Source organism: Paraburkholderia sp. CNPSo 3076 (assembly GCF_026343935.1).
Lineage (GTDB): Bacteria > Pseudomonadota > Gammaproteobacteria > Burkholderiales > Burkholderiaceae > Paraburkholderia > Paraburkholderia nodosa.
In genome coordinates this window covers 12,105-25,748 of sequence record NZ_JAPMAL010000027.1, presented here as the reverse complement: position 1 = coordinate 25,748, position 13,644 = coordinate 12,105, and the positions used below count along the sequence as shown (strand labels likewise).

The following is a 13,644-nucleotide window of genomic DNA, read 5'->3' as shown; positions in this document are numbered from 1 at the left end:
ACTGAACGGAACTGCGGGCGACCGCTTCAATTGTCGAATCAATGCGGCTTACGCACGCGCGTGACGCGGCGTGCGTCCGGTCGGGAAAGCGGGAAGGAAGGGCTTTCGCAAAGGGCGGCGGGGGCCGCCTCTGGCCGGTCCGCGAGGGACCGGGCGGCGAGCGCTTTGTGACCGTCCGGAACGTGCCCAGGCAGCCACCGAGCCTCGCAGATTCATTAGATAACCTAAATTATGCAGCTTGATAAAAAAAGCGTGCAATTAATTCAGATTATTGTCGCGTCTGGATTCGCTTTAACAGTTTAGCAAGCGCACTGCATGGATTCTATAATTTTCACGCACGCGCGGGCTGCATGCGTGACGGTAGGAATCGTACGCTTTACGTTGTAATATCGACGCATTCCCGCCCCGCACCGCCCCATGACCGACGTCGCCTCCGACGAAGTACGCCTTGCCGCCGAGATCGAGCGGCTCAAGGCCGAGTTTCCCAAGACGCGCGAACTGTATCGCGAAGTGTGCGCGCTGATGTTCTTCCGTTACGGCATCACGCCCACGGCCAACCGCCTCTATCAGCTCGTGCGCCGCGGCAGCATGAGCACGCCTACGGCAGTCCTTTCGGAGTTCTGGGCCACCCTGCGCGAGAAGAGCCGCGTGCGTATCGAGCACGCCGATTTGCCCGAGGAACTGCAGGGGGCCGCCGGCGAACTCATGGGTGCGCTCTGGACGCGCGCCACGGCGGCCGCGCAGGCGTCGCTCGAAGCGCTGCGGCTGGAAGTGGAGGAGGCGCGCCGCGCCGCGGAAGGCGCAACCGCCGCCGTGCGCGCGGACCTCGCGCACACGGAGGTGGCGCTCGAACAGCGCACCGCTGCGCTGCTCACGGCGCAGGTGCGCATTCAGGAGCTGGAACAGGCGCAAGCCGGCGCGGTTGCCACGCGCGGCGCACTCGAAGCGGAACTGGCGCGCGAGCGCGAGGTGAGCCGCGAACGCGGCACGGCGCTCACCCAGGCGCGCGCCGACTTTGCGGCCGAACGCGACAAGCTGCGCGCAAGCGCCGAACTCGCGGAAACGCGCTGGCAGGCAGCGGAGAAGCGCGCCCAGCTCGAAATCGAGCGCGAGCACACGGCGAACGCGCGTTTGCAGCGCGACGCCGAAGCCGCCACGCAGCGCGCAGCGCGCACGGAGGAAAGTGCGCGCGCGGAAATTCAGGCATTGCAGACGCAACTGGGCGATTTGCGCCACCAGGTGGGCACGCTCGAAGGCCGCCTGGACGCGCTGCGTTCGACCCGCGAAGTTCAGGTGCGCGAGCCGCAGGCCGCTCAGGAGAAGGGCGCCGCTGCGGCCGCCGTGAAGCCGTTGCGGGCGGCGCGCAAGACGGGGCAAAAGGCGTGAAGGCTTTGGCTACGCGTTGATTCCTTCGACATCCTGACTGAGCCCCGGCGTTGGCCGCGTGTCACGCGTCGCGCACGCGCACCGGCAGCTCGGTTTTGTACTCCACGCGGCGCAGCGCCACGGAAGTGTGAATGTCACGCACGCCCTCGATCTTGGTGAGGCGCGTCATGACGAAACGCTCGATGCCCGCAATATCGCTCGCCACCACGCGCAGCATGTAGTCGAACGCGCCCGTCATCAAATAGCACTCCATCACTTCGTCGCAGTTCGAGATCGCGCGCTCGAACGCGGCTAGCCGCGTCTCGTTCTTCTTCTCGATCGCCACCGACACATACGCGTTGACAGGAAAGCCCGCCTTCTCCTGATCGAGCAGCGTGACGTACTGCGTGATGACGCCGCGCTCTTCGAGCATACGGATGCGCCGGTAGAACGGCGAGAGCGAAAGCCCGAGCGATTCCGCGAGGTCGGCGGACTTCACGTGCGCGTCGCGCTGCAGGGCGTGCAGGATGGCCACATCCACGCGGTCGAATTTCATTGGCCAGCTTTCCCTGAAAAAGGTGAATTTGGGGCGATTGTTGCTAACTTGCGATAATTCTGTGGCTCAGTTTGGCACGAATCGCCGCTATTGGCTACCTAGAATCCGCTAATACCCACAAGTCGAACAGCGGAGATAACCATGAACATGCGAGCCGTCGAGACCGACCGCCAGATCGATACGGACTATCGTCTCGAAGACCGCTACCTGCGCGAGGACGGCGCGGTCTTTCTCACCGGCACCCAGGCGCTCGTGCGCATCCTGATCGAACAGGCGCGCGCGGACCGGCTTGCGGGGCTGAAAACGGCGGGTCTCGTCTCCGGCTATCGCGGCTCGCCGCTCGGCGGATTCGATCAGGAACTGTGGCGCCAGAAGGCGCTGCTCGCGGACTTCGACGTGCGCTTCGAGCCGGGCCTGAACGAAGACCTCGGCGCGACCATGCTGTGGGGCGCGCAGCAACTCGACGCGTTTCCGGGCAAACGTGTCGAAGGCGTGTACTCGATGTGGTACGGCAAGGGGCCGGGCGTGGACCGTACCGGCGACGTATTCCGCAACGCGAACATGCTCGGCACCGCGCGCCACGGCGGCGTGCTGGCGGTGGCCGGCGACGACCACGCGGCGCAGTCGTCGATGTTTCCGCACCAGACGGACCACGTCTTCGAAGGCGCGATGATGCCGATTCTCTTTCCGGCGTCGGTTGCGGAGTACATCGAGTACGGGCTCACGGGCTATGCGCTTTCGCGTTTCAGCGGACTGTGGGTCGGCTTCAAGGCGATTACGGAGACGGTGGAAAGCGGCCGCTCGATGCGCGTGGGCCGCAGCGCGCCGTTGCGTTTGCCCGAAGACATCGCGATGCCGGCGCAGCGCGGCTTCAACTACGACCCGCAATTGCGCTGGCCGGCGGAGCGCGCCGAACTGGAGCGCCGCGTGCTCGAAGAGCGCCTGCCCGCCGCGCTCGCCTTCATGCGCGCGAATCCGCTCGACCGCGCGTTGCTGCGGCCCGCGCAGGCGCGCGTGGGCATCGTGACGGTAGGCAAGGCGCATGCGGACGTGCTGGCCGCGTTCGAGGCGCTGGGCCTCACGCCCGAGCGCCTCGAACAGCTCGGTATCGGGCTTTATAAGGTCGGCATGATCTGGCCGCTCGAAACGGAAGGGCTCAAGGCGTTTGCGCGCGGCATGCAGGCGCTTTTCGTCGTGGAGGAAAAGCGCTCGTTCGTGGAGCGGCAGATCAAGGAGGCGCTCTTCAACGTGCGCGCCGACGAGCGGCCGTCCGTGCACGGCAAGACGCTTGGCGAGCGCGAGCCGCTGCTGCCCGCCGCGATGGAGTTTGCGCCCGAGCAGCTTGCGCACGCGCTGCAGCGGTTTTTCCGGCACGCCGAGATCGATGTGCCACTCGTCGCTACCGGTGCGACTCATGCGCGTTTGGGCGCGCAGCGCGTGATTGCGCTCGCGCCAGTGCCTCAAGGCGAGCCGCTCACCCGCAAGCCATTCTTCTGCGCGGGCTGCCCGCACAATACGTCGACGCGTCTGCCCGAAGGCTCGCATGCCGCGGCCGGCATCGGCTGCCACATCATGGCGCTCGGCGAGGCCGGCAACACGGCGACGTTTTGCCAGATGGGCGGCGAAGGCGTGCAGTGGGTCGGCATGTCGACCTTCACGGACATGCCGCATCTGTTCGTGAATCTCGGCGACGGCACCTATCAGCACTCGGGCAGCCTGGCGATCCGCCAGGCCGTGGCGGCGCGCGCGAACGTCACCTACAAGATTCTCTTCAACGACGCGGTGGCGATGACCGGTGGCCAGCCCGCCGAGGGCGGCCTGACCGTGCATCGCGTGGTGGCGCAGGTCCAGGCCGAAGGCGTGAGCGAAGTCGTCGTGGTGACCGACCGGCCTGAGCAGTACGCGGGCTCGCTGGTGTTGCCTGCGGGCGTGACGCTCTTGCACCGCGACGCGCTCGACGCGCTGCAACGCCGCCTGCGCGAGCAGAAGGGCGTTTCGGTGATCGTCTACGACCAGACCTGCGCCGCCGAAAAGCGCCGCCGCCGCAAGCGCGGCAAGCTGATCGATCCGCCCACGCGTGTGGTGATCAATCCGGCCGTGTGCGAGGGCTGTGGCGACTGTTCCGTGCAGTCGAACTGCATCGCGATCGAGCCGCTCGAAACGGAGCTGGGCCGCAAGCGGGCCATCAATCAATCGAGTTGCAACAAGGACACCTCGTGCGTGAAGGGCTTTTGCCCGAGCTTCGTGACGGTGGAGGGCATGGAGCCGAAGCGCCCGGACGCCGCGCGCATTCAGCGCATCGAAGCTGAACTGCGCGCCACGCTCGCGCCCTCCGCGCGCGTGCCGCAGGCGCTCGAGCAACATCTGCGCATGGTCGTGACGGGTGTGGGCGGCACGGGCGTCGTGACGATCGGCGCGATCCTCGCCCTGGCCGCGCACCTCGAAGGGCGCGGCGCCTCGACGCTCGACTTCACCGGCCTCGCGCAGAAGAACGGCGCGGTGTTGAGCCACGTGCAGATCGCGCAGAGCCGCGGGCTCATCACCACCTCGCGTATCGGCGCGCATGCGGCCAACGTGCTGCTGGGCTGCGACGCCGTGGTGGCGGCATCGTCGGGCGCGCTCTCGCGCCTGCCGGCCAGCGGCGCGCGCGCCATCGTGAACGAGCGCATCAATGCGACCGCCGACTTCGTGCGCGACGGCGATCTGCCCGTGAGCAAGGCCGTCCATCAGGCGGCGATAGAGAGCGCGATGGGCGCGGACGGCGCGGTGTTCTGGGACTGCACGGCGGCTGCGGAAGCGATTTTCGGCGACGCCATCGCCTCTAACATGATGATGGTGGGCTACGCGTATCAGTCGGGCCTCGTGCCGCTTTCCGAAGCATCGATCCTGCGCGCAATCGGTCTCAATGGCGCGGCCGTGAAGATGAACGAACGCGCGTTCCTGTGGGGACGTTTGATCGCGCAGGACGCTCGCGCGCTCGAACGCGTGACGGGAGCGGAGGTTGCGGCCGCGGACACGCCGTTCGATCTCGCACGCTTCGTGGCCGAGCGCGAGCGCGATCTCACGCAGTACCAGAACGCCGCCTATGCGGCGCGCTATCGCGCGCTGGTCGAAACCGTCGCGCAGGCGGAGCGCGGAATCGAAGGGGCGAGCGGCGCGCTCGCGCAAGCGGCAGCGCGCCATTACTTCAAGGTGCTGGCCTACAAGGACGAGTACGAAGTTGCGCGCCTGCATACGGATGGTGGCTTCGGCGCGTACCTGTCCGGTTTGTTCGATGGCACGGCGGGCAAGAAGACTTTCCACATGGCGCCGCCGCTTCTCACACGCCGCGATACGCAAACGGGACGCCGCAACAAGATCGCGCTGCGCGGCGTGTGGGCCGAGCCGTTGCTGCGCGTGCTCAAGCACGGCAAGGCGCTGCGCGGCACGCCGCTCGATCCGTTCGCGCGGCAGCGCGACCGCGTGATCGAGCGCGCGATGATCGGCGAATTCGAAGACGACGTGCGCCTCGTGCTCGGCAGGCTTACGCAGCAGACGCTTGCGGCAGCCGTCGGCCTGCTCGGCGTGCCGGGTGTGGTGCGAGGCTTCGGTATCGTCAAGGAGCGCAATTACGAGCGTTCGCGCGGCGTGCGCGAGCGGTATCGCGCGGAAATCGCAGGCGAGGCGGTTTGAAAAGATCGGATAACTAACGGATAACTAACGGATAACTACCGGAGAAGACTCAAATGGCTGTGCAGGACAAGACGTTTTTCATCACGGGCGGTGGTTCAGGACTCGGCGCGGCGGTAGGCCGTCATCTGCTCGAACGCGGCGCGAATGTTGTGTTTGGCGATATCGACGTGGCCCGTGCGCGTGACGAGGCGGCGCTCGGCGGCGAGCATGCACTGGCCGTCGAGGTGGATGTGACGCTGGCGGCAAGCGTCGAGGCAGCGATCGCCCTCGTCACGCAGCGCTTCGGTGCGCTGCATGGCGTGGTCAACTGCGCGGGGATCGCACCGGCGCAGCGCATCGTCGGAAAAGAGGGGGCGCATTCGCTCGATCTGTTCGCCAAGGTCGTGAGCGTCAACCTCATCGGCACTTTCAACGTGATGCGCCTCGCCGCCGTGGCGATGGCGACCAATGCGCCCGACGCCGGCGGCGAGCGCGGCGTGATCGTCAATACAGCCTCGGTGGCCGCGTACGATGGCCAGATCGGGCAGTCTGCCTATGCGGCTTCGAAGGGCGGCGTCGTTTCGCTCACGCTGCCGGCGGCGCGCGAACTGGCGCGCAACGGCATTCGCGTGGTGACCGTCGCGCCTGGTATCTTCGAAACGCCGATGCTGCTCGCCATGCCCGCCGAAGTGCAGCAGGCGCTCGGCGCGGGCGTGCCGTTTCCGCAGCGTCTTGGCCAGCCCGCGGAGTTCGCGGCGCTCGTCGAGCATATCGTCGGCAACCGCTATCTGAACGGCGAGGTGATCCGGCTCGACGGCGCGTTGCGCATGGCACCGCGCTGATACCCGTTCTGGGTAGGGCCGACCGCCGCGGGGACGTTCAAGACCACGTATCGTAGAATCGGAACCATCGACTCACGATATTCGAAAAGCACATGGCCAAGGACGTGACTTTGCGGCAGTTCCGCTACTTCGTGGCGGCGGCGCAGAACGGGCAGTTTTCGATGGCGGCGGCGGCCGAGCATGTCTCGCAGTCGGCGATCACCAATGCGGTGCTCGCGCTCGAGGAGGCGCTCGGCACGCGGCTTTTCGTGCGCTTGCCCCAGGGCGTGGAACTGACGCCTGACGGGCAGGACTTCCTCAATCACGCGCGCCACGTGCTGGAGTCGGTGCGCGACGCGCTGCACAAGGCGCCGTTTCGCGCGCACAGCCTGCGCGGTACGGTGCGCATGGCCGCTTCCTATACGCTGCTCGGCTATTTCCTGCCGGAATTGCTCGCGCGCTTTCGCGCGACCTATCCCGAGATCGAGATCGATCTGCACGATCTGGACCGGCCGGCCATCGAGGGGGCGGTGCTCGCGGGCGAGGTGGATCTCGGCGTGGCGTTGCTTTCCAACGTGGAGCGGCGCGCGCGCTTCGGCCACCACCTGCTGATGCGTTCGCGACGGCAATTGTGGGCCGCGCCGACGCATCCGCTCGCGCAGATGGGCACCGTCACGCTGCGCGACATCGCGCGTTACCCCTATATCCAGCTCACGGTGGACGAGGGCGAGGCCTCGACGCTGCGCTACTGGAAAAAGCGCCGCGTTGCGCCGAATATCGCGTTTCGCACGAGTTCGATGGAGGCGCTGCGCGGGCTCGTGGCGCATGGCTTTGGCGTGACGATTCTCTCGGATATGGTATTCAGGCCGTGGTCGCTGGAGGGCAAGCGCATCGATGCTTGCGCCATCGAGGATGCCATTCCGCAGATGGAAGCGGGCATGTTGTGGCATCCTGGTGCGGTGCTCAGCGATCCGGCCAGAGCGATGCAGCAGTTCTTAATTCATGCTTGCGGGAATTGAGGGGGCGGCCGCGCCCCCCAATTCGAATTCCCTCGATATCCGCACTGGGTAAAAACAAGGAAGCGTCATGTCGGCCGTGTCGGCGTTCAAGCTCGTGCTCCTTTCGCTCATCGCCATCATCGCGCTCGAGCTGCTCGCCAAACGCCTGCGCCTGCCGCCCGCTGCCGCGCTGCTGGTAGGCGGCGCCGCCATGGCCTTTGCGCCCGGCCTGCCGCCTGTCGTGATCGACCCGGACCTCGTTCTCATCGTGTTTCTGCCTCCCTTGCTGATGGACGGCGCCTACTCCTTTGTCTGGTCCGACTTCAAGCGTCACCTCGCACCCATCCTGCTCTTCGCCATTGGCGCGGTTGCATTCACGACGTGGGCGGTGGGCGTGGTCGCGCATTGGGCCGTTCCGTCGCTGCCGTGGGCCGCGTGTTTCGCACTGGGCGCGGTGGTATCGCCGCCCGATGCGGTCGCCGCGAAAGCCGTGCTCGAACGGCTCGCGCTGCCGCGCCGCCTGATGGTGCTGCTCGAAGGCGAGAGTCTGCTCAACGACGCCGCCGGTCTCGTGCTGTTTCGCTTCGCCGTCGCTGCCGCATTGACGGGCGTATTCAGCGAGCCGAATGCGGCGCTCAGTTTCGTCGGGCTCGCGCTTGGCGGCATTGTCGTCGGCGCGGTCGTGGGCTATGTCGTGGTTTGTCTGCTGCGGCAGCTCGAAGATGAGTATCTGATCATCACCGCCTCCGTGCTCGCAGGCTGGATTGCCTATATCGCGGGAGACATGCTGGGCGTTTCGAGCGTGATCGCCACGGTCACGTGCGGCATGCAGCTAGGCTGGCATCAGCACGAAGTCTTTTCGGCCACGGTGCGCAGCCGCGGCACCGCGTTCTGGCAGGTCATGGTCTTCGTGCTCGAGGCGCTGGTGTTCGTGCTGATCGGCCTCTCGCTGCGCGGGGTCATGCTGCGCCTCGGTGGGACGGGCAATGCCGTCGCGCTGCTCGGTCCCGCTGCGATGGCTGTGGTGCTCGCCGTTGTCGTCGCGCGCTGCGTGTGGACGTATGGAATCGAGATCGTGAGGACCGCGCTGCACCGGATCGTGCCGCGCCGCGTGAGCGCGCCGGACTTTCGCGGTGCGACGGTGGTTAGCTGGGCCGGCATGCGCGGCGTGGTCACGCTGGCCATTGCGCTTGCGCTGCCGGAGGCGATGCCGGGCCGCGACCTCATCCTCTTTGCCGCGTTTGCCGTCATTCTTTTCACAGTGCTGCTACAAGGCACGACCATCGGGCCGCTCATCAAACTAGTCAGACCTGCGAACGATCTGGAAGGTGAGGAACCCTACCTCAACGAGCCTCAGGCGTGGGCCCGCCTCGAAGCTGCACAGCTGGCGGCGATCACGCCGCTCGTCCATGGACCGGACGGCAGCGTGATCCACCCGCGGCTGCTGGAGCAATACACGTATCGTGCGAACCTGACGCGCAATTTTTCAAACGCCGAGAGCTATCCGCAGGAAATGCGCACCTCGCACTACGACGTCGTGCTGGCCGCCGTGGAAGCCGGACGCGCGGAGCTGTTGAAGCTGCACCGCGCCGGCCTGATCCACGACGAACTATTGCGCGTGCTCGAACGCGATCTCGATCTGGAGGAGCTTTCGGCGCGCCACGGGAGGGGCTGAACGTTACCCTTTCGTGACTCAAGTGTGAACAGCGAGCGGCGCAGACTCGAGGAAAGAATGCCGATCAAACGAGCAGCAGCAGCGCCGCGCCGAACACCACGGTGCCGAGCAGGAACGTCATGACCGTGAAGCCGAGCACGCGCTGCACGCCAATGCCGGCCATCGCGACTACGGGTGCGGCCCAGAACGGCTGCATCATGTTGGAGACCTGCTCGCCCATGGCGACGGCCATGGTGGTTGCAGGCATCGAAGCATGCAGCGCGATCGCCGCGGGCACGACGAACGGACCCTGCACGGCCCAGTGGCCGCCGCCGCTCGGAATGAAGAACGTGACGATGAGCGAGCACACATAGCTCCAGAACGGCAGCGTGTGCGTGTTCGAGATCACGATGAAGAAGTGCGAAATCACGTCGGGCAGGCCCGTGGCATCCATCATGCCCATCACGCCGCCATAGAGCGGGTATTGCAACATCATCGAGCCGGTTTGTTTGGCGGCGTTCTTGACCGCATCCGCGTAAGCGAGCGGGTAGCCGTGCAGGATCACGCCCGCGATGAACATCACGAAGATCACCGCGTTCACGCCAGAAAACGCTTCGATGTGCTCGATGTGCGCGAGCACGAGGAACGTCACGCCCACTACGCCGATGAACGCGCTGCCGATCCACGAGTATTCGAGCCACTTCGCGAAGCTCAGTTTGCCTTCGGGGCGTTTGCGCGGTTCCGGGTCGGGGTTCTTTTCGATGTCGAGCACGACGGCGTCTTCATCGCGCGGCTTGAGGAGCGCGAGCACGATGGGCGTGGCGATGAGCATCACGACCACGGGCACGAGGTTGAACGCCGTGAACACGGTGTCGTTGAACGGCAGCACTTTTCCTGTGAGCTTTTGCACGACGTTCATCGCGCTGCCCGGCGTGGATTGTGCGAGCGCGATGGAGCTGGAAATGCCGCTCGCCCACACCACCCAGCCCGAAAAGCCCGCCGCGACGATCCATGCGAAGTCCACGCGCATGCGCTTGGCCACTTCGCGCGCGAGCAGCGCGCTAACCACGAGGCCGAGGCCCCAGTTGAAGAACGAGGCCACGGCCACGAGCACGAAGGTGAGCGCCGCGGCCTGTACCGGCGTACGGGCAATGCCCACGAGGGCCTTGAACACGCGCTGCACGGGCGCGGCGTGCGCGAATGCGTGACCCGTGACGAGGACGAGCGTGATCTGGAAGGCGAACGTGAGGATATTGAAGAATCCCTTGTACCACCCGACCACGAGCGTGTTGAGCGTCGCATGCGGGGCGAACATCGCCGAGAGCGCGGCCACGACCGCGGTGATCAGAATCGCGAGCACGAACGGGTCGGGAATGGTGCGCTCGAACAGGTTGATCGTCGCGTCGGTAAAGCGTGTCTTGCGTACGGGTGCGGCGGTGGCGGTGGACTTCACGTATCGTCTCCTGGTGCTGAAAGTGGCCGCGCGTACCTGGCGCGCGGCTGTTTGTATCGGGGGCCCGGCGGCGCTAGTTCATCGGGCGAAGCCGTAGAGTTCGGCGGGGTTGTCGACGAGAATCCGCTTGCGTGCCGCTTCGTCGTCGACCCACGTGGCGAGCAGATCGAAGATCGCGGCGGTGTCGGGCTTGTGCGTCTCCGTCACATGCGGCCAGTCGCTGCCCCACACGGTGCGCTCCGGCAGCAGTGCGGCCCATGCGCGCGCGGTCTCGGCGAGGTCGGCATAACCGCCCGCGAGGCCCACCTGCGAATCGAGGTAGGCGCCCGAGAGTTTGACCCACACGCGCCCCGAAGCCGCGAGGCGGCGCACCACGCCATACGCGGGATGCGAGGTGCCCGCGGGCAAGGGCAGGCGCGCGAGATGGTCGAACACCATCTTGCAGGGCAGCCGGGTGAGCAAAGTGTCGTGCTCGACGATCTGGTCGGCGGTCCAGTGCAGTTGCACGTGCCAGCCGAGTTCCGCTATGCGACGCGCGAGCGGCTCGACCATGTCGAAGGTCACGACCGCTTGATGCGGCGTGTACAACGTGAAGCGGATGCCGCGTATGCCGCCGCGATCGAGCATGTCGAGTTCGGCGTCGCTCACCTCGGGGCGCAGGACGGCTACGCCGCGGGCGTTGTCGATGCCCAGCTGGCGAATCGCATCGAGCGTCACGCAGTTGTCGGTGCCATAGGGGCGCGGCGTGACGATGACGGTGCGCTGCGTGCCGGTGCGTTCCTGAACGCGTCGATAGTCTCCGACCGTCGCGCGATCGACGATATGCGCACCATTGCCGGGCGAGGCCGTGAAGCGGCGATCGTAAATGTGGATGTGCGAATCGCACGCGAAGGCAGGCGCCTGTATGGCCGCCTTGGGGGCGTCGAGGGTATGGACATGCTGCTCACGGTCCATCGCGCTGTCTCCTTGTTTGCCGCGCGCGCCATTTGGCATGGATGCGCGCGGATGCAGCCTTTTGTGTTCAGAGCACGGCGTGCTCGTTTCTCAATCGTTCGATATCCGCATCGCTCCAGCCGGCCTCGCGCAGCACCGCATCGGAATGCTCGCCAAAGGCGGGCGCAGCGATCGGGTCCGGTGCAGGCGTCGCACCGAAGCGAATCGGCTCGCGAAAGCCGCGATACGCGCCCACGCCAGGATAGTCGTAGCGCGTGACCATCTCCTCCTCGAGCACCTGTGGATCGTCGAACATGTCTTCGACCGTACGCGCGGCCGCGCAGGGCACCGCCTCGCCAAAGTGCGCTTCCCATTCGAGCGCGCTGCGAGCCTGCAACGCGGCGTGCAATTGCGGCACGATCTCGTCGCGATGCTCCGCACGTTTGCGCACCGAATCGTAACGCTCGTTCTGCGCGAGTGCAGCGAGCCCGGTTTTTTCGCAGAGCGCCTGCCAGAAATGCGGCGTGTTCGCGGAGATGTAGAGCCAGCCTTCGCGCGTGGGATGAATGCCGGTGATGCCGCCCGAGCGCATGTCGCGTCCAACGTCCTTCGGTTCGTCGTCGGCCCAGATCATGCGCGCCGATTGCATGGTGAGCGCGCTGCGCAGCAGCGAGACGCCCACGTACTGGCCTGCGCCGCTGCGCTCGCGCTCGAACAGCGCGGAGGATACCCCCGCTGCGACCAGTGCGGCGGCGTAGTAGTCGACCACCGAGCCATAGAGAATCTCGGGCGGCCCGCCTTCCTTGCCCTGCAGCGCGCACATGCCCGTCATGGTCTGCAGCACCTGGTCGTAGCCGGCCTTGTCCTTGTTCGGGCCCTGGTCGCCGTAGCCGGTGACCGCGCAGTAGATGAGCCGCGGGTTCACCTCGCGCAGCTGTTCCCAGGCAATACCGAGCCGTGCGGGCACGCCGGGTCGAAAGTTGTGCACGAGGACGTCGGCCTGTTTGACGAGACGCAGCAGCACCTCCTGCGCGCAGGGTTGCTTCAGGTCGAGTACGAGCCCGCGCTTGCCGCGGTTGACACCGAGAAAGGCGCGGCTTTCGGCTTGTAGCGTGGAAGGGTACTTGCGCAGGTTGTCGCCTGTGGGCGGCTCGATCTTGATGACGTCCGCGCCCTGATCGGCGAGCAGCGTGCAGCCATACGGGCCCGCGATATAGGCGCTCAGGTCGAGCACGCGCACGCCCACGAGCGGGCCGCGCGGCGCTGCATTCGTTTCGGGAGGCTGGTTCACTGGCGCACCTCGCTCGACGTTGCAGACGCAACGAGTCCAAGGCGCTCGGCGCTTGCCACGAGCGCGCGGGCGCGCTCGACGAAAGGCGCGTCGATCATCTTGCCGTCTACGACATAAGCGCCTACGCCGTCGCGTTCGGCGTTGCGCGCGGCTTGCACCACGCGCAGCGCGTGGGCGATTTCTTCGTCGGAGGGGCGGAACACGTCGTTCGCGAGGGCGATCTGGCTCGGGTGAATGCAACTCTTGCCAAGAAAGCCTAGCGCCCGGGCCAGTTCGGCTTCCGCGCGAAACCCTTCGGCATCCTTGATATTGGCGAAAGCCGAATCGTACGCGAATACGCCCGCTTCGCCGGCCGCGAGCCGCAGGCTGAACATGGCTTGCTGAATGGCCGCCGGGTCGCGCCGGGCGATGCCGAGCGGCTCGAACAGGTCGCCAAGACCCAGTTGGAGGCCCGCGACGCGGGCATGCGCGGCGGCGAGCGTTGCCGCTTCACGCAGTGCGCGCGGCGACTCGACGTTGAGCAGCAGCTTCACGGGGCGGCTTACGCCATTGGCGCGCTCCGCGCGCTCGATCGCGGCAGCGGCGGCGCGCACGCCGTCGGCGGATTCGGGTTTCGGCAGATTCACGTAGTCGAGGCCGGGTTGAACCATGGCGGCGATATCGTCGGCGAACCACGGTGTGTCGAGCGCGTTCACGCGCACGATCAGCACCTTGCCGCGTTCGCGCACGGCGGCCGACACCAGCAGCGTGCGCAGTGCCTCGCGCGCTTCGGGTTTACGCGCAGGGGCAACCGAGTCTTCCAGGTCGAACGACAACGCGTCCGCGGCGCTCGCGAACGCCTTTTCGAACAGCTCCGGGCGCGATGCCGGCACGAACAACTTGCTTCTCATTCCATGCGTTCCATAGGGATCACCACTGAAGG

Annotated in this window: 10 protein-coding genes; 5 read left to right on the top strand and 5 right to left on the bottom strand. The window is 66.3% G+C overall.

Annotation, left to right across the window (positions count from 1 at the left end; genetic code table 11):
• The first annotated feature begins 417 nt into the window (after nucleotides 1–417).
• On the top strand, nucleotides 418–1,386 hold the full coding sequence (locus M3A49_RS28215; RefSeq protein ID WP_266231964.1) for a DNA-binding protein: 969 nt from the start codon (nucleotides 418–420) through the stop codon (nucleotides 1,384–1,386).
• A gap of 61 nt (nucleotides 1,387–1,447) precedes the next feature.
• Here the strand turns inward: M3A49_RS28215 and M3A49_RS28210 are convergent, their stop codons facing one another.
• Entirely contained in the window at nucleotides 1,448–1,921 is a 474-nt protein-coding gene (locus M3A49_RS28210) for an Lrp/AsnC family transcriptional regulator (protein WP_028205874.1), read from the bottom strand.
• Between the two features lie 141 nt (nucleotides 1,922–2,062).
• Between M3A49_RS28210 and M3A49_RS28205 the strand changes: the two genes are divergently transcribed.
• The 4 genes from M3A49_RS28205 (at nucleotide 2,063) to M3A49_RS28190 (ending at nucleotide 9,066) form a co-directional block, all read left to right on the top strand.
• Entirely contained in the window at nucleotides 2,063–5,593 is a 3,531-nt protein-coding gene (locus M3A49_RS28205; RefSeq protein WP_266231963.1) for an indolepyruvate ferredoxin oxidoreductase family protein, read from the top strand.
• A 53-nt stretch (nucleotides 5,594–5,646) separates the two neighbouring features.
• The gene (locus M3A49_RS28200; protein ID WP_266231962.1) at nucleotides 5,647–6,414 is read left to right on the top strand and encodes an SDR family NAD(P)-dependent oxidoreductase; all 768 of its coding nucleotides are present in this window, start codon (nucleotides 5,647–5,649) and stop codon (nucleotides 6,412–6,414) included.
• Nucleotides 6,415–6,506: 92 nt separating this feature from the next.
• Nucleotides 6,507–7,412 (top strand): LysR family transcriptional regulator, encoded by a 906-nt coding sequence (locus tag M3A49_RS28195; protein WP_266231961.1) that lies wholly within the window; start codon nucleotides 6,507–6,509, stop codon nucleotides 7,410–7,412.
• Nucleotides 7,413–7,479: 67 nt separating this feature from the next.
• Nucleotides 7,480–9,066: a Na+/H+ antiporter gene (locus M3A49_RS28190; RefSeq protein WP_266231960.1), complete on the top strand. Its 1,587-nt coding sequence runs from the start codon at nucleotides 7,480–7,482 to the stop codon at nucleotides 9,064–9,066.
• A gap of 64 nt (nucleotides 9,067–9,130) precedes the next feature.
• Here the strand turns inward: M3A49_RS28190 and M3A49_RS28185 are convergent, their stop codons facing one another.
• The 4 genes from M3A49_RS28185 to M3A49_RS28170 form a co-directional block, all read right to left on the bottom strand.
• Nucleotides 9,131–10,498, bottom strand: a complete 1,368-nt coding sequence (locus tag M3A49_RS28185) for a short-chain fatty acid transporter (protein WP_266231959.1) — start codon at nucleotides 10,496–10,498, stop codon at nucleotides 9,131–9,133.
• Nucleotides 10,499–10,576: 78 nt separating this feature from the next.
• Nucleotides 10,577–11,452, bottom strand: a complete 876-nt coding sequence (locus M3A49_RS28180) for an amidohydrolase family protein (RefSeq protein WP_266231958.1) — start codon at nucleotides 11,450–11,452, stop codon at nucleotides 10,577–10,579.
• A 67-nt stretch (nucleotides 11,453–11,519) separates the two neighbouring features.
• Entirely contained in the window at nucleotides 11,520–12,722 is a 1,203-nt protein-coding gene (locus M3A49_RS28175) for a CaiB/BaiF CoA transferase family protein (protein WP_266231957.1), read from the bottom strand.
• Nucleotides 12,719–13,612, bottom strand: a complete 894-nt coding sequence (locus tag M3A49_RS28170; protein WP_266231956.1) for an HpcH/HpaI aldolase/citrate lyase family protein — start codon at nucleotides 13,610–13,612, stop codon at nucleotides 12,719–12,721. Before M3A49_RS28170 ends, M3A49_RS28175 begins: the two co-directional genes overlap by 4 nt.
• Between the last annotated feature and the right edge of the window lie 32 nt (nucleotides 13,613–13,644).

Bases quoted from the DNA above. Each gene is read 5' to 3' on its own strand.
- M3A49_RS28215 (WP_266231964.1), top strand. From the start codon at position 418: ATGACCGACGTCGCCTCCGACGAAGTACGCCTTGCCGCCGAGATCGAG.
- M3A49_RS28210 (WP_028205874.1), bottom strand. From the start codon at position 1,921: ATGAAATTCGACCGCGTGGATGTGGCCATCCTGCACGCCCTGCAGCGC.
- M3A49_RS28205 (WP_266231963.1), top strand. From the start codon at position 2,063: ATGAACATGCGAGCCGTCGAGACCGACCGCCAGATCGATACGGACTAT.
- M3A49_RS28200 (WP_266231962.1), top strand. From the start codon at position 5,647: ATGGCTGTGCAGGACAAGACGTTTTTCATCACGGGCGGTGGTTCAGGA.
- M3A49_RS28195 (WP_266231961.1), top strand. From the start codon at position 6,507: ATGGCCAAGGACGTGACTTTGCGGCAGTTCCGCTACTTCGTGGCGGCG.
- M3A49_RS28190 (WP_266231960.1), top strand. From the start codon at position 7,480: ATGTCGGCCGTGTCGGCGTTCAAGCTCGTGCTCCTTTCGCTCATCGCC.
- M3A49_RS28180 (WP_266231958.1), bottom strand. From the start codon at position 11,452: ATGGACCGTGAGCAGCATGTCCATACCCTCGACGCCCCCAAGGCGGCC.
- M3A49_RS28170 (WP_266231956.1), bottom strand. From the start codon at position 13,612: ATGAGAAGCAAGTTGTTCGTGCCGGCATCGCGCCCGGAGCTGTTCGAA.